Genomic DNA, 19,586 nt, shown 5'->3' on the forward strand with positions numbered 1-19,586 from the left:
AAATTATAATAATTTTCCGCCTGCTTTTTCAACTATTTCTTTAGCTTTAGAAGAATAAGAATCTAATTTAAACGATAAAGGATAATTGAAATCATCACTGCAAATAGATAACAATTTTACTAACTTTTTATTACTTTTATTAATTAAACCAATTTCTATTAATTTTTCCTTATTAATAACATCATTAGCATTTAAACGCTCTTCTGCTATTGCTGCTTCAATATTATAAATATTAATAATATTATATTTTTTAGATGAGATACAATTAAAGCCCCTCTTAGGCAGCCTCTTAATCATTGGAGTTTGACCACCTTCAAAGCCTTTTATTGCAACACCTGCTCTAGATTTTTGACCTTTAACACCTCTTCCAGCAGTTTTTCCTTTTCCACTACCAATACCACGTGCTACTCTTTTCTTATTTTTTTTAGCACCTATATTATTATATAATTCATTTAATTTCATTGAAAAACTCTAATTACACATTTTCTATTTTTAATAAATGCCCTACTTTTTTGAGCATACCTTGAACTGAATCAGTATTTTTAAGAACAACAGATTTATTAATTTTATTTAAACCAAGCCCAATTAATGTTAATTTTTGATCATATTTACGACCTATACTGCTTTTAACTTGAGTAACTTTTACATCATTAATTAAATTTTTATTATTCATAGCGTATACATCTTACCTTAAAATATTATTCATTAACTTGGATATCAGAAGATTTTATAAAAATTTCATTCATTTTTTTATCTCTTCTTGCAGCAATAGATTTTGGGGACGAAAGTTTTTTTAATGCATCAAACGTTGCAGCTATCATTGTATAAACATTTGTTGAGCCTATCGACTTAGCAACAATATCATGAACACCTAAAGAATCAAAAATTGCTCTCATAGACCCCCCTGCTATAACGCCTGTACCTGCTTTAGCTCTTCTTAAGACCACCTTAGCTGCTCCACTTCTGCCTATAACATCGTGATGAATTGTTCTATTTTGATATAAAGATACTTTCATCATTTTCTTTTTAGCAGCTTGTTTTGCTTTTTCTCTTGCTTCATTTACTTCTTTTGCTTTACCGTGACCTGCTCCAACTCTTCCAGCTTTATCACCGACTACTACATAAGCAGAAAAAGCAAATCTTCTACCACCTTTTACTACTTTTGTAACTCTATTTACATCAACTAAAACTTCACTTAAAGCTTCTTCGTTTTTTCTAACTTTAGACATATTTTAAACCTTAAACTAAAATCTTATTTTTTTTCTAGCAGCATCAGCAAGAGCTTTTACAACACCATGATACTTATATCCACTTCTATCAAATACTACCTCTTCTACACCACAAGATACAGCTTTCTCAGCTATTAATTCACCTATTTTTGTAGCATTTTCAACATTACAATGAGATTTTTTTATTTTTTTAATCTTTTCGTCTAAAGTTGAAGCAGAAGCAATTGTTACTGATTTAGTATCATCAATAATCTGTGCATAAATATGTCTACCTGATTTAAATATTGACAATCTAGCTCTATTAGCTGTTTTAGCTATTTTATGTCTTATTCTACTTCTTCTCTTTTCAAATTTTAGCTTAGCACTACGCATATTTAACTCTTAAATTAATTTTTCTTACCTTCTTTGCGTGGTATAAATTGATCTTCAAATTTAATTCCTTTTCCTTTATAAGGTTCAGGTGGTCTTTGTTTTATAATAATTGAAGCAAATTGCCCTAATTTTTCTTTATCTGTACCCTCAAGAATAATTATATTCTGCTTAGGTACTTCAACTTTAATATGTGAAGGTATTTCAATTTTTGTATTATGACTTTTAGCAAGCATTAGATTTAAATACTTACCTTTCATCATTGCCCTATACCCTACGCCATTAATTTCAAGCTTTAACTTAAAGCCTTCTTTAACTCCGGTAACCATATTTGATATTATGCTTCTAGCTGTACCCCACATAGCACGTGCACTTTTACTTGAAGATCTTGAAGATAATGGCTTTACTAAAAGCTTATTTTCTGCTAATGAAATTCCTATGCTACCTTTAAAGCTTTTTGATAACTCACCTTTAGGTCCTGATATTTTTACTTCTAAATCATTTAACCCGACTTTTACACCTTCAGGTATAATAATCGGTAACTTTCCAACGCGTGACATTTTTTTACCTTAAAATACTTTACAAATTACTTCACCGCCAACATTTTTAATATGAGCTTCTCTATCAGACATAACACCATAAGGAGTAGATAGAATATATATTCCCATATTATTATAGTATCCTTTTAAGTCCTTAATTGCAGAATACACCCTTTTTCCTGGCTTTGACACTCTATGAATCTCGCATATAGAAGCATCACCATTAGCAGAATATTTTAAGGTTACCTCAGTATAGCTAATGTTATCTTTTGGAGTACTTGTATAATTTTTTATATAACCTTCTTTTTGTAGCACTTCTAAAATTGAAGTTTTAATTTTAGAACTAGGAAAAGAAACATTTATTAGTTTGCTTTTATAAGCATTTCTAATTCTAGTTAACATATCTGCTACATTATCTGTCATTGACATATTTATTCACCTATTATTTTTACCAACTTGACTTAATTATCCCTGGAACTAAACCTCTGCTACTTAATTCTCTGAGTTTATTTCTTGATATGCCAAATTTTCTTATAACCCCTCTTGGTCTACCTGTAAGCTCACATCTATTTCTAATTCTAGTGACTGATGAATTTCTAGATAATTGTGCTAATGACATTACCAAAGAAAAACGCTCTTCTAATGAAATATTCTTATCGTAAATTTTATTTTTTAATTTCTCACGCTTATTATGTAAGCTTTGTGATAATTTTTTTCTTTTTTCATTCTTCTTTATAGAACTTACTTTTGCCATTATATACCTTAAACTTAATTATAAAAAGGTAAATTGAATCCTGATAACAAGGATTTACCTTCTTTATCTGTTTTAGCAGATGTAACGATTGTAATATCCATTCCTCTTATAGTGTCAATTTTATCGTAATTAATCTCAGGAAAAACTATCTGTTCTTTTAGTCCAAAAGTAAAATTACCTTTACCATCAAAACTTTTGTAAGAAAAACCACGAAACTCTTTAACACGAGGTAATGCAACAATTACTAACCTTTCTAAGAAATCATACATTCTATCTTTACGTAAAGTAACTTTGCAACCTATTTTCATACCATCACGTAACTTAAATGTTGCAATAGATTTTCTTGCTGAAGTTACAAAAGGTTTTTGACCAGAGATTAAAGTTAAATCATTTACTGCTTTATCAATCACTTTTGAATCAGCTATTGCTTCCCCTACACCCATATTTATAACAATTTTTTCAATAGCTGGAATTTCATGTTTATTTTTATAAGAAAATTCCTTTTGCAAATTGCTAATAATTTCCTTTTGATATAGTTCTTTAAATCTTAACATTATTTGCCTTCCTTACCAATAATTTCTCCGGATTTTTTTGCTATTCTAACTTTAGAACCATCTTCTAAAAATTTAAAAGCTACCTTAGTAGGATTACCAGTTTTAGGATCAACATGTGCAACATTTGAAATATCTATAGGTAATTCTTTAGTTATTATGCCGCCTTCGCTTACTTGGGTAGGTTTAGTATGTTTTTTAACTAAATTTATTCCTGAAACAACTATTTTATTTTGCTCAGGAAAAACCTTTAATATTTTTCCTTTTTTCCCTTTGTATTTTCCAGTAATAATAATAACTTCATTACCCTTTTTTACTTTTAATTTTATCATTTATAACACTTCCTCTGCGAGCGACATAATTCTAACATATTTTTTTGCTCTAAGTTCTCTTGTCACAGGACCAAAAACCCTAGTACCTATAGGCTCATCTTGTTTGTTTAAAAGCACTAATGCGTTTTTGTCAAACTTTATTGTACTACCGTCAGCTCTTACAACCCCTGTTTTTGTGCGGACAATAACGCCTTTATAAACGTCACCTTTTTTTACTTTACCACCAGGTATAGCTTCCTTAATAGATACAACTATAACATCGCCTAGCTTTGCTACCATATGATGGGAGCCACCTAGAACTTTAATACACATAACTTTTTTGGCACCGGAATTATCTGCCACTTCCAAAATGCTTTGCATTTGAATCATATATCACTTCCAATTTTATTCACGAAAGACAAAATAAACAATTTTCCCAATAAAGTCAAAGGATAAAACCTTTACTCTTCATTTATTACTACCCATATTTTAGTTTTTGAAATAGGACGACTTTCAATTATATTAACTTTATCGCCTTCTTGAAACTTGTTATTTGGATCATGAGCTGCGTATTTTTTAGATACTTTTATAAATTTTTTATAAATAGGATGCTTAAATCTTCTTTCTACTTTTACTGTAACTGTTTTATCAGCTTTTGAACTTATAACTACTCCTTGTAGGACTCTTTTAGGCATTTTAATTACTCTCCACTACTAGATCTTTTTGTTAATTCAGTTTTAATACGTGCTATAGACTTTTTAACTAATGAAAACCTACTAGTATTTTTTAATTCACCCAAAGTTTGCTGAAATCTTAAATTAAATAGTTCTTTTTTTAAAAGATTAAGATGCTTAAAAAGATCTTCAATTGTTTTACTTGTTAATTCACTTCTTAATGATTTTAAATCATTCATAACGCCTCACTATCCTTGTTCTAACAGGTAATTTTGCACTTGCAAGCTCTAAAGCTTTAACTGCAACATCTTCCTCAACCCCTTCAATTTCAAACATAATTCTTCCAGGTGATACCCTTACTGCAAAAAATTCAGGATTTCCTTTACCTTTACCCATTCTTACTTCAGCAGGCTTCTTAGAAACCGGAAGATCAGGAAAGATTCGTATCCATAATCTTCCTTGACGTTTCATACATCTAGTAGCCGCTTTTCTTCCTGCTTCTATTTGTCTAGCAGTAACACGCCAACCATCTATAGATTTTAAACCAAATGATCCAAAGGCAAGTGTTGTACCTGCTTTTGATTTTGAAACAACTCTACCTTTATGAGCTTTTCTAAATTTTTGTTTTTTTGGAGCTAACATTTTAATACTTAAAAATTAATTATATCTTTTATTTTCGGTATACTCGCCTTTGTAAATCCAAACTTTAACTCCTATAACCCCATAAGTAGTTATAGCTTCTGCAGTCGAATAATCAATATCTGCTCTTAAAGTATGCAATGGCATTCTCCCTTCTATATACCATTCTGTTCTAGCAATCTCAGCTCCACCAAGACGTCCTGAGCAACTAACTCTTATGCCTTGTCCACCTTGTTTAAATGAAGCTTGAATTGCTGTCTTCATTGCTTTTCTAAAGGATACTCTTTTTTCAAGCTGCGATGCTATTGTCTGAGCTACTATAGCTGCATCTATATTAAACTTTCTAACTTCATGAATATTTATATAAACTTCACTTAAAGAAGTCATTTTTTCAATGGCTTTTTTTAGCTTATCAATTTCACTACCGTTTTTACCGATAATTATATTCGGTTTTTTTGCATTAATATTGATAATAATACTTTTGTTAGAAGGGCGTTCAATTAAAATTCTGCTAACTTGAGCTTGAGTAAAACTTTTATTAACTAATTCTCTAATCTTTAAATCTTGTATAAAAAGAGTTTTATACTGCTTTTCTGCATAAAATACAGAATCCCAACCTTTAATTAAAGTCGGTCCAACCCTAAAACCATGTGCACAAACTTTCTGCCCCATCTTAATTATCCTCTTTTTCTGTAACAGTTATATAAAGATTACTAAAAAACTTATTTATTCTAGTAGCTCTTCCTTTTGCTCTTGGCATAACTCTTTTCATTACTAAAGCCTTGCCTACTGTTGCGTTAGTTATAACTAATCTATCTATATCTAAACCTAGATTATTTTCAGCATTTGCTACAGCAGATTGCAGACAAGCTTTTACAACTTTTGAAATTCTTTTTGGCGAAAAAGTTAATTGCACTAATGCTTCAGAAACTTTCATGTTTCTAATGAAAGCTGCAACTAAGTTTAATTTCCTTGGACTAACTCTAATTGATTTAGCTTTTGCCGTGGCAAAATTTTTGTTTTCCTGTACCATATGATTTTATTTTCTTTTAACTTTTTTATCTGATCCATGCCCATGAAATGTTCTAGTAGGAGAGAATTCCCCTAGTTTTCTACCAACCATTTCTTCATTTACAGAAACTGGAATAAATTTATTTCCATTGTGAACAGAAAACGTAAAACCAACAAAAATAGGCAAAATGGTTGATCTTCTAGACCAGGTTTTAATCATTTCTGACTTACCAGATTCCATTAATTTTTGAACTTTTTTTATTAAATAACCATCTACGAAAGGCCCTTTCCACACCGAACGTGCCATAATTAATACCTAATTAATTTAAAAATTTATTTTCTTTTCTTTATAATAAACTTAGAAGTACGCTTATTTTTACGCGTCTTTTTACCTTTCGTCGGGAATCCCCAAGGAGTAACTGGATGACGCCCACCAGAGGTTTTACCCTCACCACCACCATGCGGGTGATCTACAGGGTTCATTGCCACACCTCTTACATGAGGTCTCCAACCAAGCCATCTATTTCTACCAGCTTTACCTAAGTTAATATTTTTTTGATCAGGATTAGATACTGTACCTATCGTAGCCATACAATCTAAAGGTACTAATCTAAATTCACCTGACTTTAATTTAATTTGTGCATATCCTGAATCTTTACCTACTAAATCTACCGACGTACCTGCTGATCTTGCAATTTGACTACCTTTACCAACTTTCATTTCAACATTATGTAAAGTAGTACCGATAGGGATATATCTTAAAGGCAAACAATTACCAATTTTTATATCTGCATCTTTGCTTGATATTATCTTATCTCCTACTACTAATTTTTGTGGAGCTAGAATATAAGCATGCTCACCATCTTCATATTTAATTAAAGCAATAAAAGCAGTTCTGTTAGGATCATATTCTATTCTTTCAACTATAGCAGAAATATCTAATTTATTTCTTTTAAAGTCAATAACACGATATAGTCTTTTATGACCTCCACCTCTTTGCCAAGAAGTGATTCTACCCTGATTATTTCTTCCACCTGTTTTAGATATCCCTTTAGTTAGAGCCTTAAAAGGTCTACCTTTCCATAAACTAGTTCTATCAACTTGAACTAACTCTCTCAAAGAAGGGGTAATTGGATTAAAACTTTTTAAAGCCATTTATTTAATTCCTCCGGCAAAATCAATATTATGATCTTTTTCTAATGTTACCACAGCTTTTTTTCTATCAACTTGACGTCCGATAACTCCCTTAAATCTCTTTTTCTTACCTTTGACATTTAAGATATTTACTTTTTTTACTTTTACTTTAAATATTTCTTCTATGGCTTTTTTAACGACAAGCTTCTCAGCAAGTTTATCTACATAAAAAGTGTATTTATTTTGTTCTGAAAGAAGCGTAGTTTTTTCTGTAATAACAGGTCTTCTAATTAAATCGTAATATTTATAAGAACTCATTTTAACCTCTCTTCTAAAACATTCACTGCTTCTTGTGATAACAATACATATTCGTGTCTTATTATGTCATAGACATTTGCACCTATTTGCGGAACAACTACTGTATTATAAATATTTTGTGCTGCTAAAGAAAAATTAACATCCACTTCATTGCCATCTATTACAAAGAAGCTTTTACCTTGAAACTTATTTAATATATTAACAAGATTAGAGGTTTTAGGCGTTTCTAATTTTAAAGAATCTATGACTAGTAATTTTCCTTCAGAAAATTTTTCGGATAAAGCATGAATTAAACCAAGTTTTCGTACTTTTTTAGGTAATTTAGTTGCATGGCTACGTACTACAGGACCATGAATTACACCACCTCCACGCATCTGTACAGATCTTAAAGAACCTTGTCTTGCATTCCCTGTACCTTTTTGCTTAAAAGGTTTTTTTGTAGTACCGGATACTTCTGATACAGTTTTAGTTTTATGTGTACCAGACATTGCTTTAGCTCGTTGCCAATCAACAACTTGCTTTATTATATCATCCCTAATAAACTCTACAGCAAATATATCTTCGTTTAAACTAATCTCACCAACTTCTTCATTAGCAAGATTTAACATTTTAGTTTTCATTTTTTTTCAACCTATACAGTCTTATATAAAATCTTTTATACAAATAGTTATTTTTATGCAGTTATTGAAATCTTTTTTATTGCATCTTTTATTGAAATATATGAACCTTTATGTCCCGGTATACTTCCCTGAATCATAATAAGCCCTTGCTCTTTATCGATTGCAAATATTTTTAAATTTTGGATAGTAACTTGACTACACCCCATATGTCCAGCCATTTTTTTACCTTTAAAGACTTTTCCTGGATCTTGTCTTTGACCAGTAGAACCGTGTGAACGATGTGATATTGAAACACCGTGAGAAGCTTCAAGCCCTCTAAAATTATGTCTCTTCATACTACCAGCAAATCCTTTACCTATAGTAGTAGCTGTTACATCTATAAATTGTCCTGCCGTAAAATGATCTACTTCTAAACTTGCTGCTATATCGATAAAGTTATCTTCAGAGATTCTAAATTCTTTTAATTTAGTTTTAGGAGACACTTTAGCATTAGCAAAAACTTGCTTCATAGGCTTAGTTACTCTAGATATTTTTTTATCTTTTATTCCTATAACTAAAGCATTATAACCATGTTTTTCAGCAATTTTATGTCCTACTACTTGGCAATCATCAACTTTCACTAGTGTTAATGGAACTCTCTTCCCATTATTATTAAAAACACTAGTCATCCCAACTTTTTGAGCAATTATTCCGGTTCTCATTACTCCCCACTCTCTAATTCAATCACTACATCAACACCTGCTGTTAAATCAACTTTACTTAAAGCGTCAACAACTGCTGGATTTGGATCATCTATAACCAATAATCTTTTTTGTGTTCTAATTTCGTATTGCTCCCTTGATTTTATATGGACGTGGGGAGATCTATTTACGGTAAATCTTTGAATTTTTCTAGGTAAAGGAATAGGACCACTAATATTAGCAAATGTTCTTTTAACAGCACTAACTATCTCTTTAGTAGCCTGATCAAGACTACGATGATCAAATGACTTTAAACGAATTTTGATTTTATTTTTCATTTAACAAACCTTAATTATAAACAGCAAGATGTTTTTACATCTTAAAACATAAATACCTATTATTAAAAAATAATAGGTATTTATAAAATAGACTAATTAATTACTTTAGAAACTACACCAGCACCTACTGTTCTACCACCTTCACGAATCGAGAATTTTAAACCTTGCTGCATAGCAATAGGAGAAATTAACTTAACTTTGAAAGTAGCATTATCACCAGGCATAACCATTTGTTTATCAGCCGGTAATTCTATTGTACCTGTAACGTCTGTTGTTCTAAAATAGAATTGTGGACGATAGTTATTGGTAAATGGAGTATGACGTCCACCTTCATCTTTACTAAGCACGTATACTTCAGCTTCAAATTCATCGTGAGGTGTTATACTACCAGGTTTTGCAAGAACTTGTCCTCTTTGTACAGCTTCTCTATCTATACCACGTAATAATATACCAACATTATCCCCAGCCTCACCACTATCAAGAAGCTTTCTAAACATTTCAACACCGGTACATGTAGAAGTTTGAGTTGCTTTTATTCCAACTATTTCAACAGCTTCACCCACTTTAACTTTACCAGCTTCAATTCTACCTGTTACAACTGTTCCTCTTCCTGAAATAGAGAACACATCCTCGATAGGCATTAAGAAAGGCTTTTCAGTTTCTCTAGTAGGTTGTGGTATATAACTATCTACTGCATCCATTAATTCATGAATAGCTTTCTCACCTTCAGGCTTTCCTTCTAAAGCTTGAAGAGCAGAACCTCTAATTATTGGTATCTCATCACCAGGGAAATCATATTTTGATAATAATTCTCTTACTTCCATTTCCACTAATTCTAGTAGATCAGGATCATCAACCATATCAACTTTGTTTAAGAACACTACCATTTTAGGTACGCCAACTTGCTTTGCTAATAATATATGTTCTCTAGTTTGTGGCATTGGACCATCAGCAGCAGAAACAACTAGTATAGCACCGTCCATTTGAGCAGCACCTGTGATCATGTTCTTTACATAGTCAGCATGTCCTGGGCAGTCTACGTGTGCATAGTGCCTACTCTTAGTCTCATATTCTACGTGAGCAGTTGATATTGTTATACCTCTTTCCTTTTCCTCAGGAGCGGCATCAATTTCATCATATTTTTTAACTTTGATATCTTTATTATCTTTTCCAAGCACCATTGTTATTGCTGCTGTCAAAGAAGTTTTCCCATGATCCACGTGACCGATAGTACCGATATTAACATGCGGTTTGGTTCTTTCAAACTTTGCTTTTGCCATATTTTTACTCTCTTACAATTTTTTAAGTTTAATACAAGTTAATTTAAAGTGCGTTTTTTGCTAAATTTATTTGTCACCACTATATTTAATGGAGCGGGTGATGGGAATCGAACCCACACAGCCAGCTTGGAAGGCTGGAACTCTACCATTGAGCTACACCCGCAACTAACACCAATTTTATTCAGACTTACAATTATACACGATTATATTTTATTTTTAAATATAATTTATAATATAAAATGATAAGTTTAAAAAATGATATGCTTCCCTGAACCATTCAAGTGGTGGAGGGAGAAGGATTCGAACCTTCGAACGCTTACGCGGGCAGATTTACAGTCTGCTGCCATTGACCACTCGACCACCCCTCCTAAAGAACTTTACTGTATTAAATAGACTAATTCACTTTAAAAGACAATATAAATTAGTATTAGGACTTAATAAAACTTCTCGCCGAATCATCAAATAAACAAATAGCAGCTTGCACATTTATTTAGTTGTAACTTTCTATAATAAATAGTAGTTTCTGTCAAGAACAAATTACCAAAGGTTTTCAATAACATGCAAAATAAAAAGCTGGATTCTAAAAATTACTACTATATTTATGGCAAACATCCTGTATTTTCAGCTCTTAACAATCCAAAACGTCAAATTGAGGATATTTTATGCACTCAAATGATCTTTGATACAAATAAAAAATTAATAAGCTCCAAGCCTTATAAAATTGTTAATAATGATGTTTTATCTAAATTGTTAGAAAACCAAACCCATCAAGGAATAGCTGCTAAAGTTAAGCCAATTTTTTCCTATAATATAGAAGATATCAACATAAAAAATCCAAAATGTAAGATTGCAATTCTTGATCAAATAACTGATCCACAAAATATTGGGGCAATTATTCGAAGTGCAGCAGCTTTTAATATAGATGCTATAATCTTACCACTAGATAATTCACCTAATGAAAATGGCACTATAGCTAAAGCAGCTTGTGGAACTTTAGAATTAATAAAAATTATTAAAGTAACCAATCTAAACTCTTGTATAAATTACCTAAAAAAACATGGTTTTTGGGTTATAGGGCTAACTGGGGAAGCCAATGATTATTTTACCGATAAATTAATTTCAGATAAAATAGCTTTAATATTCGGCTCGGAAGATAAAGGCATGCGAAGATTGGTTCAAGAAAATTGTGATCATTTAGCCAAAATTCCTATTTCTGATAAAGTAGAAAGCCTTAATGTATCAAATGCCGCTTCTATAATTTTTCACTCACTATGGGATCATTAACAAAGTTGAAATATTTTTAACAAATCAAATATTGTTTTTTATTTACTTCCTTATAAATATTTAGTCTACTTAAATATATGTTTATTAAAATGATAACGTAAACTACTATTTGCGTTATCATTGTTCTTTATTTTTTCAGTATTAGATAAGATTTATTCTATCACGTTACTATTATTAATTTAGTTCTAATCGGTAGCGTTATGTCACAAAATATATTACAAAACAAACAAATTATTAAGAGCTTTGAAAAGCAACTTAATATATTCTTAGATGAGTATAAAGAAAGAGAAATTACAAATATTGTTCTAAGTAATTTTCTCGACAAAGTAATTAATAATTTAAAACATGAAAAATTAATTAGTGATACACTATTTGAAGTATATCAAGGCAAAGCAGTAATTGCTAAACCGTTACATACAGATTACCCTCAATCACCCGAACAAGCACATGACGAAAATTGGCAAAAATTTTATAGTTTTAATCATGATAGAAAACACAATCGGTTTTATTGCCAAAAATTTAAAAAAAGCTTCCATTAAAGACAAATTATACTATAGTTTTGCTAAATTATCCGAGCAATTAGATTTAAATGCCATCAGTGATCATTTTATGAATAAAATAAATAATTATATAACATTTAACGATTTATGACAAACTATAGAACAGAAAGCGACTCTTTTGGGGAAATTCAAATAGAAGACAAATTTTATTGGGGAGCACAAACACAAAGATCATTAGAAAATTTCAAAATAGGCAAACAAAAAATGCCAGAAATTCTAATCCGCTCCCTTGCTATATTAAAAAAATGTGCTGCAAAAGTTAACCTCGAATTTGGTGATCTAGAACCTAAAATAGCTGAAAGTATAGATAAAGCTGCAAGCAGAATTTTGAATGGTGAATTTAGCAATAATTTTCCTTTAGTAGTTTGGCAAACAGGCTCTGGAACGCAAACAAATATGAATATGAATGAGGTAATCGCCTCTATTGCAAATGAGGAGTTAACCGGCATGAAAGGTGGTAAATCTCCTGTACATCCTAATGATCATGTCAATAAAGGACAATCATCAAATGATTCATTCCCAACGGCTATGCATATAGCAACCGTGCTTGCAACTAAAGAAAAGCTAATACCGGCTTTAAATAATTTACTCACAGCTTTACAAGATAAATCGAAAGATTGGGACAGCATTATAAAAATTGGACGCACCCATTTACAAGACGCAACTCCTCTAACACTTAAGCAAGAATTTTCCGGATATATTACACAAATAGAATATGCTTTAGAAAGAATAGAAGACGCATTAAAAAAAGTTTATCTACTTGCCCAAGGAGGAACAGCAGTTGGAACAGGCATCAATTCACGTAAAGGATTCGATATAAAATTTGCTGAAAAAGTAGCAGAATTTACAAAACAACCTTTTAAAACAGCACCTAATAAATTTGAAAGCTTGGCTAGCCATGATGCACTTGTAGAATTTTCTGGCACTCTTAATACTATAGCCGTTAGTTTGATGAAAATAGCCAATGATATAAGATTGCTCGGATCAGGTCCAAGATGTGGTCTTGGTGAGTTGCATTTACCAGAAAATGAGCCTGGTTCTTCAATTATGCCAGGTAAGGTAAACCCTACACAAGTCGAAGCTTTAACAATGGTTTGCACTCAAGTTATGGGAAATCATGTTACAGTTACTATTGCCGGCTCAAACGGACATCTTGAACTTAACGTCTTTAAACCAGTAATAATATATAATATTTTGCAATCTATCGAGCTACTATCGGATGCCGCAAATAGCTTTGTCACTCACTGTGTGGACGGGATAGAGCCTAATATAACCCGTATTAACGATTTACGTGATAAATCTTTAATGCTTGTCACCGCTCTTAATCCGCATATTGGCTATGATAATGCCGCCAAAATTGCTAAAGAAGCTCATAAGCACGAAATTACTTTAAAAGAAGCCGCAAAAAAACTTAATCTTTTATCGGAAGAAGAATTTAACAAAATAGTAGTACCTGAAAAAATGGTTAGACAATCTTAGGTTGTATAAACAACATTAATTTCTCTTTACAAGGTATCATAAATAGGCTAGTATAAGCTAGTCTATTTATAATATCACTTATATGAAGCAAAATTTATCTAATCAAATTAATCTGTTAGAAGCAAAAACACATTTTTCTAATCTAATACAACGTGTATACTCGTTTTATTTGAAAAATTGGCTGAGTCGTCTTTGTAGCCCTTTCGGTACTCATGTACTTTTGTACACTCCGTTCCTCAGTCTACAGACTCCTAGCTCTTTTTCAAATAAAACTTCGTCTATTAACTTTTCATTTACTAGAAATATAAAAGGAAGAGAACAAATTACTATTTGTAAGCATAATACACCGGTTGCTGTACTTTCACCAATAACTAAAAAACCCAAAATAAAAACAGAAGATATAGTTGAACAAATAATGGAATTTAATAAAGATAAAACACTAGCACTATATACTATAAAAGAACTTAGAGACGAAAGTAGAAGATGAATTAAAAAAACTCAGAATATACTACAATAATGGTTATCTTTTTTATGGATCGAGAGTCGGCATTACAGCCCTGTCATCCCGTGATTTATTCACGGGATCCAGTTAAAAATATCAATAATATTGATATTTTTAGTTATTTTTCTGGACCTAGTTCCCAAGCCACGGCAGGCATTGTTGCGTGGATCGAGAGTCGTCATTGCGAGGAAATTACGAAGTAATTGACGAAGCAAGGAAGTAAAAAAATGCTAACTTTATAACATTTTTTATTATTTTTTCTGGATTGTCACGCTCCTTGCAGTCGCGTAGCTCAGACGATTTGGTATCCACGCAAGCAAGACTCACTCTGGAATGACATAGTGGGTATTTTTCAAGCCATACAACAACGCTAAATTGAAGACGACTTTCGATCCACACAATAACATCATAATGGTGTTCCACCATTAAACATTTCAAACAAAAGTTGCTAATCTAAATAAAACCTATTACATTAAAGATATAATGTTATATGGAGTTAATTAATGACAGATCCTTATGTTGAATATGCGATAGCTATCTTACCAAGCTCTGAAGTAGCACAAAAATTTACAGATATAAATACAAAACTTGCTAAACAACTAGGACCGCAAGGTCTTGAGCATAAACATAATAAATGCCATGTTACATTGTACCATGGTGTATATAACTTTCTGGATTTACCAAAAATCTCCGCTAAATTAGCAGATATAGCTTATAACACAAAAAATATCACATTAAATTTTAAGAATGAAATAGTAGTTACCGGACCTGATAGATGGATTGATATAAATATTAAGCGTTTTGATGAAAATGATAAGGTCAAGAAAGATTATGAAGCAATATGTGATTTGCACAATAAAGTAGTTGATACATTTAATGAATATCACAAGCATCCACTTGAAAGAGCAAGCAATACTCTCGAAACACTTAAGCCCAAAATTGAAGCACAAGACGAAAATGCCTTGAAAATAGCTAAGCAAATTGAAAAATATGGCGTTTCAGGTGTTAAAGAATTATATAACCCACATACTACAATATGGTATCAATGGCCTACAAATCTCGCCCTTAACGATGCTGCGAATAGCGTAAAAGGTGAGGCTAGTGATTTTTCTTGTGATGCATCAGCTTTAGTTTTAGGAGAACTAGGATTTAACGGAAATATAGAAAATCCTTATGCTGTTTTTCCTTTAGGTCAAGATTTTACTATAGAACAAGCGATAGAACTTGCTGCAAAAACTAATCTTGACTGGTAGCATTCATAAATTTTCTTAAAAGATTATGGAAATTTCTAAATCTTCTATTATACTTAAATCATAATAATATAAATAAACGATTATCATGGCTTTAATAAACATAAAAGCACCAGAAAATATAATATTAAAACCGCGTATTACAGTTTTTGGCGTTGGGGGTGCAGGTAGTAATGCAGTAAATAATATGATTGGTGCTAACCTACAAGGAGCTAATTTTGTAGTAGCTAATACTGATGCACAATCATTAGAATATTCTCGCTGTGAAAACAAAATACAGCTGGGCGTCTCCACAACTAGAGGTCTTGGTGCTGGAGCTGCCCCTGAAGTTGGAGCAGCAGCTGCACAAGAATCAGAAAACGAAATTCGCAATTATCTAGAAAATAGTAACATGGTGTTTATTACGGCAGGTATGGGCGGCGGTACTGGTACTGGCTCTGCACCAGTTATTGCACGAATTGCTAAGGAACTTGGAATTTTAACAGTTGGAGTAGTAACTAAGCCTTTTCATTTTGAGGGCGGGCATCGTATGAAAACTGCCGATAAAGGAATTATAGATTTACAACAATTTGTTGATACTTTAATCGTGATACCAAATCAAAACTTATTTCGTATTGCCAACGAGCAAACTACTTTTGCTGATGCTTTTAAAATGGCAGATGATGTACTGCACGCAGGGGTCAGAGGTGTCACGGATTTAATGATTATGCCAGGTCTTATCAACCTTGACTTTGCTGATATTAAAGCTGTTATGAGTGAAATGGGCAAAGCTATGATGGGTACAGGCGAGGCTAGTGGTGAAGATAGAGCTACTAAAGCAGCAGAATCTGCAATCTCTAATCCATTACTTGATCATAGTTCAATGTGCGGTGCTAGAGGTGTATTAATTAATATTACAGGCGGACCAGATATGACTTTATTTGAAGTCGATAACGCTGCTAATAGAATTAGAGAAGAAGTAAATAATAAAGATGCTAATATTATTTTTGGTTCAACATTTAATCCTGAGCTAAAAGGGATTATTAGAGTTTCAGTTGTTGCAACAGGCATTGATGCAGATAAAATACCACTTTATAAACCTGTTAATTCTAGTGCTACCGATTTATCTACCGAAGAAGATGAGGATACAAAACTTAGAGCTCAATCTACTCAAGGAGATCAACCTGTTCATATTGAAGAAATTCCTAATTTTAACAGCTATAGTAACGACGAAGCAGAAATTGCTGACTCTCTAGACCAAAATCCTAATCCAACCAACGATGATATGGAACCAAGGGTAAGTCTTACTAATGATGTTGGAGAAACTCCTAAATCATCTTTCTTTGTAAGGATGTGGGGATCTCTGCGAACACAGAATAATAATCAAATCCCGGAACGAAAAAATGTTGTAGTTGGTATGTCCGATGAAGAGACTAAAGAATCTGACATTCACGATATACCAGCTTTCCTAAGAAAGAAAAGGGATTAAAACTAAAACTAATTGGAATGAAAGGTACATCTAATTTTACATTAATTTCATTATTTGCAGGTGCGGGTGGGATGGATATAGGCTTTAAAACTATTTGGGCAAATGAATATGATAAAACTATTACTCCGTCTTATCAAAACTATTTTCCTGATACTCAACTTGACAAACGTTCTATTTTAAATGTACCAAACCAAGAAATACCTAATAAAATCACAGGAGTGATCGGTGGTCCACCTTGTCAATCATGGTCAGAAGCAGGAGCAAAACGTGGATTACAAGATCCCAGAGGCATGTTATTTCATGAACAAATTATAGTCATCCGTCATACAAGACCTAAATTCTTTGTGGCAGAAAATGTTCACGGCATAATTCATTCAAGAAATATAAAATCTTTTATGAATATAATAGAAATGTTCCAAAAAGAAGGGTATGAAATAAGCTGGAAATTATTAAAAGCAAGTGATTATGGAGTACCACAAGATCGGGAACGAGTTTTTATTGTTGGTTATCATCAATCATTAAATAAAAAATTTCAATTTCCCGAAACTCTAAAAACTAAAATTACGTTAGATCAAGCTATAGGTGATTTAGCTCATTTAGAAATTGGAGCGGTTAATACAATAGATAATCATGAATTTTTAGAACTAGGTTACTCTCCTATTTTTATGTCAAGAAACCGTATTAGAAATTGGGACGAGCAATCTTTTACAATTCTTGCTACTTATAGACATATTCCTTTTCATCCACAAGCACCAAAAATGATTAAAATTGCCGGTCAAGAAAAACGAGAATTTGTTAAAGGACAAGAACATAAATATCGTCGTTTGACCATACGTGAATGTGCAAGAATCCAAACATTCCCTGATGATTATAAATTTATTTATACTAATATTAAAGATGGTTATAAGATGATAGGCAATGCTGTTCCGGTTGAACTTGCATATCATATAGCTAAAGCAATAAAAAAAGATTTAGTTACTATTAGAAACGATTAAACTTTGAGTTGTATTTTTGTATTATCTTTGTAATATAATTATTTACTTTAAATAATTATATATAATTGATGTCAATACAAACTAATAATGGATTAGCCTTTGAATGGGCAGTTATATCTGAAATATCTAAATTAACAGGATTTACAATTAAAAATGATACTGCTTCAAATGTCGCTCAAAAAGCTTATAATTCCATTAGCTTTAAAAAACAATTAGAGTTTATCAAAGCAGCTCAAATATCTATTGATCACATTATAAAAAAGAAACAAAGTCTTTAACAATTGAATATGGTGGAATAATTGAATTTAATAATGGTTCAGCGGGAGCAAAAGGAGATGTTAGAGATATTCTGATTAAAGCTAAAAATATTACTATAGGAATATCTTGTAAAACAAACCATCAAGCATTAAAGCATTCTAGACTTTCTGGTTCAATTGACTTTGTAAAAAGATGGGGTCTTGATGATAATGGATGTAGTACTGAATATTGGAAAATTATAAAGCCGTTGTTTGAAGATTTAAGGCAAATTAGAACTTTTTCAAATAAGACTGCTTTATGGGAAGATTTACCTGATAAGGTTGACAAATATTATTGGCCTATACTTAACGCTTGGTCTAATGAGATCATAAGGCTTTGCTCTATTAATGAAGAAAAAACTAGAAATGTTTGTAAAGATTTAGTATCTTATTTAATAGGACGATATGATTTTTATAAAATAATATCTTACAACTCAAATAAAACTATTATTCAAGCATATAATTTTAATAATACCCTTAGCACTAAAAAAACTAACTATCCTAGTTGTATTAATACTATAAATACTAAAAATGGAGGAATTTATTCTAAAACTATAGTGTTTAATCGGGGTTTCAGTATTAATTTTAGAATTCATAATGCAAGCAGTAAAGTTGAACCGTCACTTAAATTTGATATTAATGCTATAGGTCTCCCAATTAATGAAATTTATCAGCATACTTTTGACATCATAGATTGAGGTACTAACCATGACAAATAAAATTGCACTATTCTTTATATTATGTTTTTTCAGCATTAATTTATTAGCCGATAATAATAGATCACTAAAGGATATTGTACCCTACCCTGAACCTCTCAGCGATCAAAAACGTTATGTAATTCATTTACCTAACAAGTCTAATGAGGAAAATTTAAAAGTAAAATTACAAGCTACAAAAGAGGCAATGAAAGATTGTAATAATATGAGGTTTGGCGGTAAGCTAGAGGAAAAAACTTTAGATGGATGGGGATATAATTATTACGTAATAGATCAAGTTGGTGACCATCCTATTACTACATTAATGGGATGCCCGGGTGTGTAAAAGCAACTATGCAGCCTGTAAATGTATATTTGGGTGATAAAGCATTTATAAGGTATAACAGCAAATTACCTATCGTAGTTTATGCTCCAAAAGATGTTAAGTTACAGTACGTTATTTGGAGTCAAGATGATACAATTAATAACGCAAAAGAAGAATAGATAAAACTAAATTTATATTCAAGGTGGGAACCGCTTTCCACCTTGAATATTCATTATTTTAAAGTTTCTTTGAAGAATCGTATAAATACGATTCTTCAAAGAAAAG

The 19,586-nt window shown here is 31.6% G+C and carries 30 protein-coding genes, 2 tRNA genes and 5 pseudogenes; 13 read left to right on the forward strand and 24 right to left on the reverse strand.

Going from position 1 to position 19,586, the window contains the following annotated elements; genetic code table 11:
• Nucleotides 1-3: 3 nt before the first annotated feature.
• From rplO to AAGD49_RS05710, 24 genes are all read right to left on the reverse strand, one after another.
• The gene (rplO, locus tag AAGD49_RS05595; RefSeq protein ID WP_341788284.1) at nucleotides 4-462 is read right to left on the reverse strand and encodes a 50S ribosomal protein L15; all 459 of its coding nucleotides are present in this window, start codon (nucleotides 460-462) and stop codon (nucleotides 4-6) included.
• A gap of 13 nt (nucleotides 463-475) precedes the next feature.
• Nucleotides 476-673, reverse strand: coding sequence for a 50S ribosomal protein L30 (gene rpmD, locus AAGD49_RS05600; RefSeq protein WP_341788285.1), 198 nt, complete (start codon nucleotides 671-673; stop codon nucleotides 476-478).
• 25 nt (nucleotides 674-698) lie between these two features.
• The gene (gene rpsE / locus AAGD49_RS05605) at nucleotides 699-1,229 is read right to left on the reverse strand and encodes a 30S ribosomal protein S5 (protein ID WP_011477704.1); all 531 of its coding nucleotides are present in this window, start codon (nucleotides 1,227-1,229) and stop codon (nucleotides 699-701) included.
• A gap of 15 nt (nucleotides 1,230-1,244) precedes the next feature.
• Nucleotides 1,245-1,601 (reverse strand): 50S ribosomal protein L18, encoded by a 357-nt coding sequence (gene rplR / locus AAGD49_RS05610; protein WP_341788286.1) that lies wholly within the window; start codon nucleotides 1,599-1,601, stop codon nucleotides 1,245-1,247.
• 14 nt (nucleotides 1,602-1,615) lie between these two features.
• A complete protein-coding gene (gene rplF, locus AAGD49_RS05615) occupies nucleotides 1,616-2,158 on the reverse strand; it encodes a 50S ribosomal protein L6 (protein WP_341788287.1) in 543 nt (180 codons plus the stop codon).
• A 9-nt stretch (nucleotides 2,159-2,167) separates the two neighbouring features.
• Nucleotides 2,168-2,566, reverse strand: a complete 399-nt coding sequence (rpsH, locus tag AAGD49_RS05620; RefSeq protein WP_011477707.1) for a 30S ribosomal protein S8 — start codon at nucleotides 2,564-2,566, stop codon at nucleotides 2,168-2,170.
• Between the two features lie 19 nt (nucleotides 2,567-2,585).
• Complete coding sequence (rpsN, locus tag AAGD49_RS05625; protein WP_341788288.1) at nucleotides 2,586-2,891, reverse strand: 30S ribosomal protein S14; 306 nt, start codon at nucleotides 2,889-2,891, stop codon at nucleotides 2,586-2,588.
• 14 nt (nucleotides 2,892-2,905) lie between these two features.
• Nucleotides 2,906-3,445: a 50S ribosomal protein L5 gene (gene rplE, locus AAGD49_RS05630; RefSeq protein ID WP_016948267.1), complete on the reverse strand. Its 540-nt coding sequence runs from the start codon at nucleotides 3,443-3,445 to the stop codon at nucleotides 2,906-2,908.
• On the reverse strand, nucleotides 3,445-3,774 hold the full coding sequence (gene rplX / locus AAGD49_RS05635; RefSeq protein ID WP_341788289.1) for a 50S ribosomal protein L24: 330 nt from the start codon (nucleotides 3,772-3,774) through the stop codon (nucleotides 3,445-3,447). Before rplX ends, rplE begins: the two co-directional genes overlap by 1 nt.
• A complete protein-coding gene (gene rplN, locus AAGD49_RS05640; protein ID WP_011477711.1) occupies nucleotides 3,775-4,143 on the reverse strand; it encodes a 50S ribosomal protein L14 in 369 nt (122 codons plus the stop codon). It abuts the gene before it with no gap.
• A gap of 71 nt (nucleotides 4,144-4,214) precedes the next feature.
• Nucleotides 4,215-4,448: a 30S ribosomal protein S17 gene (gene rpsQ / locus AAGD49_RS05645; RefSeq protein WP_341788290.1), complete on the reverse strand. Its 234-nt coding sequence runs from the start codon at nucleotides 4,446-4,448 to the stop codon at nucleotides 4,215-4,217.
• A 5-nt stretch (nucleotides 4,449-4,453) separates the two neighbouring features.
• Entirely contained in the window at nucleotides 4,454-4,666 is a 213-nt protein-coding gene (gene rpmC, locus AAGD49_RS05650) for a 50S ribosomal protein L29 (RefSeq protein WP_341788291.1), read from the reverse strand.
• The gene (gene rplP / locus AAGD49_RS05655) at nucleotides 4,659-5,069 is read right to left on the reverse strand and encodes a 50S ribosomal protein L16 (RefSeq protein ID WP_341788292.1); all 411 of its coding nucleotides are present in this window, start codon (nucleotides 5,067-5,069) and stop codon (nucleotides 4,659-4,661) included. The genes rpmC and rplP overlap by 8 nt, the downstream gene beginning before the upstream one ends.
• A 15-nt stretch (nucleotides 5,070-5,084) precedes the next feature.
• Complete coding sequence (rpsC, locus tag AAGD49_RS05660) at nucleotides 5,085-5,738, reverse strand: 30S ribosomal protein S3 (protein WP_011477715.1); 654 nt, start codon at nucleotides 5,736-5,738, stop codon at nucleotides 5,085-5,087.
• A gap of 1 nt (nucleotide 5,739) precedes the next feature.
• Nucleotides 5,740-6,099, reverse strand: coding sequence for a 50S ribosomal protein L22 (gene rplV, locus AAGD49_RS05665; RefSeq protein WP_011477716.1), 360 nt, complete (start codon nucleotides 6,097-6,099; stop codon nucleotides 5,740-5,742).
• 6 nt (nucleotides 6,100-6,105) lie between these two features.
• Nucleotides 6,106-6,384 carry a 30S ribosomal protein S19 gene (gene rpsS, locus AAGD49_RS05670; protein WP_341788293.1) on the reverse strand — a complete coding sequence of 93 codons (279 nt, stop codon included), beginning with the start codon at nucleotides 6,382-6,384 and terminating at the stop codon, nucleotides 6,106-6,108.
• A 26-nt stretch (nucleotides 6,385-6,410) separates the two neighbouring features.
• On the reverse strand, nucleotides 6,411-7,232 hold the full coding sequence (gene rplB, locus AAGD49_RS05675; RefSeq protein WP_341788294.1) for a 50S ribosomal protein L2: 822 nt from the start codon (nucleotides 7,230-7,232) through the stop codon (nucleotides 6,411-6,413).
• Entirely contained in the window at nucleotides 7,233-7,529 is a 297-nt protein-coding gene (rplW, locus tag AAGD49_RS05680) for a 50S ribosomal protein L23 (protein WP_341788295.1), read from the reverse strand. It lies immediately after the preceding gene.
• Nucleotides 7,526-8,149 (reverse strand): 50S ribosomal protein L4, encoded by a 624-nt coding sequence (gene rplD, locus AAGD49_RS05685; RefSeq protein ID WP_341788296.1) that lies wholly within the window; start codon nucleotides 8,147-8,149, stop codon nucleotides 7,526-7,528. The genes rplW and rplD overlap by 4 nt, the downstream gene beginning before the upstream one ends.
• 53 nt (nucleotides 8,150-8,202) lie before the next feature.
• Complete coding sequence (gene rplC, locus AAGD49_RS05690) at nucleotides 8,203-8,850, reverse strand: 50S ribosomal protein L3 (RefSeq protein ID WP_011477721.1); 648 nt, start codon at nucleotides 8,848-8,850, stop codon at nucleotides 8,203-8,205.
• The gene (gene rpsJ, locus AAGD49_RS05695; RefSeq protein WP_341788297.1) at nucleotides 8,850-9,167 is read right to left on the reverse strand and encodes a 30S ribosomal protein S10; all 318 of its coding nucleotides are present in this window, start codon (nucleotides 9,165-9,167) and stop codon (nucleotides 8,850-8,852) included. The genes rplC and rpsJ overlap by 1 nt, the downstream gene beginning before the upstream one ends.
• Before the next feature lie 92 nt (nucleotides 9,168-9,259).
• Complete coding sequence (gene tuf / locus AAGD49_RS05700; RefSeq protein WP_341788298.1) at nucleotides 9,260-10,447, reverse strand: elongation factor Tu; 1,188 nt, start codon at nucleotides 10,445-10,447, stop codon at nucleotides 9,260-9,262.
• A gap of 89 nt (nucleotides 10,448-10,536) precedes the next feature.
• Nucleotides 10,537-10,610: transfer RNA gene (locus AAGD49_RS05705), tRNA-Gly, on the reverse strand.
• 119 nt (nucleotides 10,611-10,729) lie between these two features.
• Nucleotides 10,730-10,815: transfer RNA gene (locus tag AAGD49_RS05710), tRNA-Tyr, on the reverse strand.
• Nucleotides 10,816-11,005: 190 nt separating this feature from the next.
• Here AAGD49_RS05710 and rlmB point away from each other — a divergent pair.
• The 13 genes and pseudogenes from rlmB to AAGD49_RS05770 all read left to right on the forward strand — a co-directional run bounded on the left by rlmB (nucleotide 11,006) and on the right by AAGD49_RS05770 (nucleotide 19,480).
• Nucleotides 11,006-11,731 (forward strand): 23S rRNA (guanosine(2251)-2'-O)-methyltransferase RlmB, encoded by a 726-nt coding sequence (gene rlmB, locus AAGD49_RS05715; protein ID WP_341788299.1) that lies wholly within the window; start codon nucleotides 11,006-11,008, stop codon nucleotides 11,729-11,731.
• A gap of 200 nt (nucleotides 11,732-11,931) precedes the next feature.
• Nucleotides 11,932-12,382, forward strand: a pseudogene (locus AAGD49_RS05720) (hypothetical protein).
• Nucleotides 12,379-13,770: a class II fumarate hydratase gene (gene fumC / locus AAGD49_RS05725; RefSeq protein ID WP_341788300.1), complete on the forward strand. Its 1,392-nt coding sequence runs from the start codon at nucleotides 12,379-12,381 to the stop codon at nucleotides 13,768-13,770. The pseudogene AAGD49_RS05720 and the gene fumC overlap by 4 nt, the downstream one beginning before the upstream one ends.
• A gap of 82 nt (nucleotides 13,771-13,852) precedes the next feature.
• A pseudogene (locus tag AAGD49_RS05730) lies at nucleotides 13,853-13,927 on the forward strand (type II toxin-antitoxin system Phd/YefM family antitoxin); the annotation flags it as partial.
• Between the two features lie 150 nt (nucleotides 13,928-14,077).
• A pseudogene (locus AAGD49_RS05735) lies at nucleotides 14,078-14,257 on the forward strand (type II toxin-antitoxin system Phd/YefM family antitoxin); the annotation flags it as partial.
• Between the two features lie 518 nt (nucleotides 14,258-14,775).
• Nucleotides 14,776-15,525, forward strand: coding sequence for a hypothetical protein (locus tag AAGD49_RS05740; protein ID WP_341788301.1), 750 nt, complete (start codon nucleotides 14,776-14,778; stop codon nucleotides 15,523-15,525).
• A gap of 85 nt (nucleotides 15,526-15,610) precedes the next feature.
• A pseudogene (gene ftsZ, locus AAGD49_RS05745) lies at nucleotides 15,611-16,607 on the forward strand (cell division protein FtsZ); the annotation flags it as partial.
• A gap of 239 nt (nucleotides 16,608-16,846) precedes the next feature.
• Nucleotides 16,847-16,990 (forward strand): annotated as a pseudogene (locus AAGD49_RS07605) (cell division protein FtsZ); the annotation flags it as partial.
• Between the two features lie 17 nt (nucleotides 16,991-17,007).
• The gene (locus AAGD49_RS05750) at nucleotides 17,008-17,985 is read left to right on the forward strand and encodes a DNA cytosine methyltransferase (RefSeq protein ID WP_341788303.1); all 978 of its coding nucleotides are present in this window, start codon (nucleotides 17,008-17,010) and stop codon (nucleotides 17,983-17,985) included.
• Between the two features lie 68 nt (nucleotides 17,986-18,053).
• Entirely contained in the window at nucleotides 18,054-18,263 is a 210-nt protein-coding gene (locus AAGD49_RS05755; protein ID WP_341788304.1) for a hypothetical protein, read from the forward strand.
• 74 nt (nucleotides 18,264-18,337) lie between these two features.
• The gene (locus AAGD49_RS05760) at nucleotides 18,338-18,979 is read left to right on the forward strand and encodes a HaeIII family restriction endonuclease (protein WP_341789238.1); all 642 of its coding nucleotides are present in this window, start codon (nucleotides 18,338-18,340) and stop codon (nucleotides 18,977-18,979) included.
• 10 nt (nucleotides 18,980-18,989) lie between these two features.
• Nucleotides 18,990-19,322: an ecotin family protein gene (locus tag AAGD49_RS05765; protein WP_341788305.1), complete on the forward strand. Its 333-nt coding sequence runs from the start codon at nucleotides 18,990-18,992 to the stop codon at nucleotides 19,320-19,322.
• The gene (locus tag AAGD49_RS05770; protein ID WP_341788306.1) at nucleotides 19,307-19,480 is read left to right on the forward strand and encodes an ecotin family protein; all 174 of its coding nucleotides are present in this window, start codon (nucleotides 19,307-19,309) and stop codon (nucleotides 19,478-19,480) included. Before AAGD49_RS05765 ends, AAGD49_RS05770 begins: the two co-directional genes overlap by 16 nt.
• Nucleotides 19,481-19,586 lie beyond the last annotated feature (106 nt).

This window comes from Rickettsia endosymbiont of Lasioglossum villosulum, from assembly GCF_964026455.1.
Classification (GTDB): domain Bacteria; phylum Pseudomonadota; class Alphaproteobacteria; order Rickettsiales; family Rickettsiaceae; genus Rickettsia.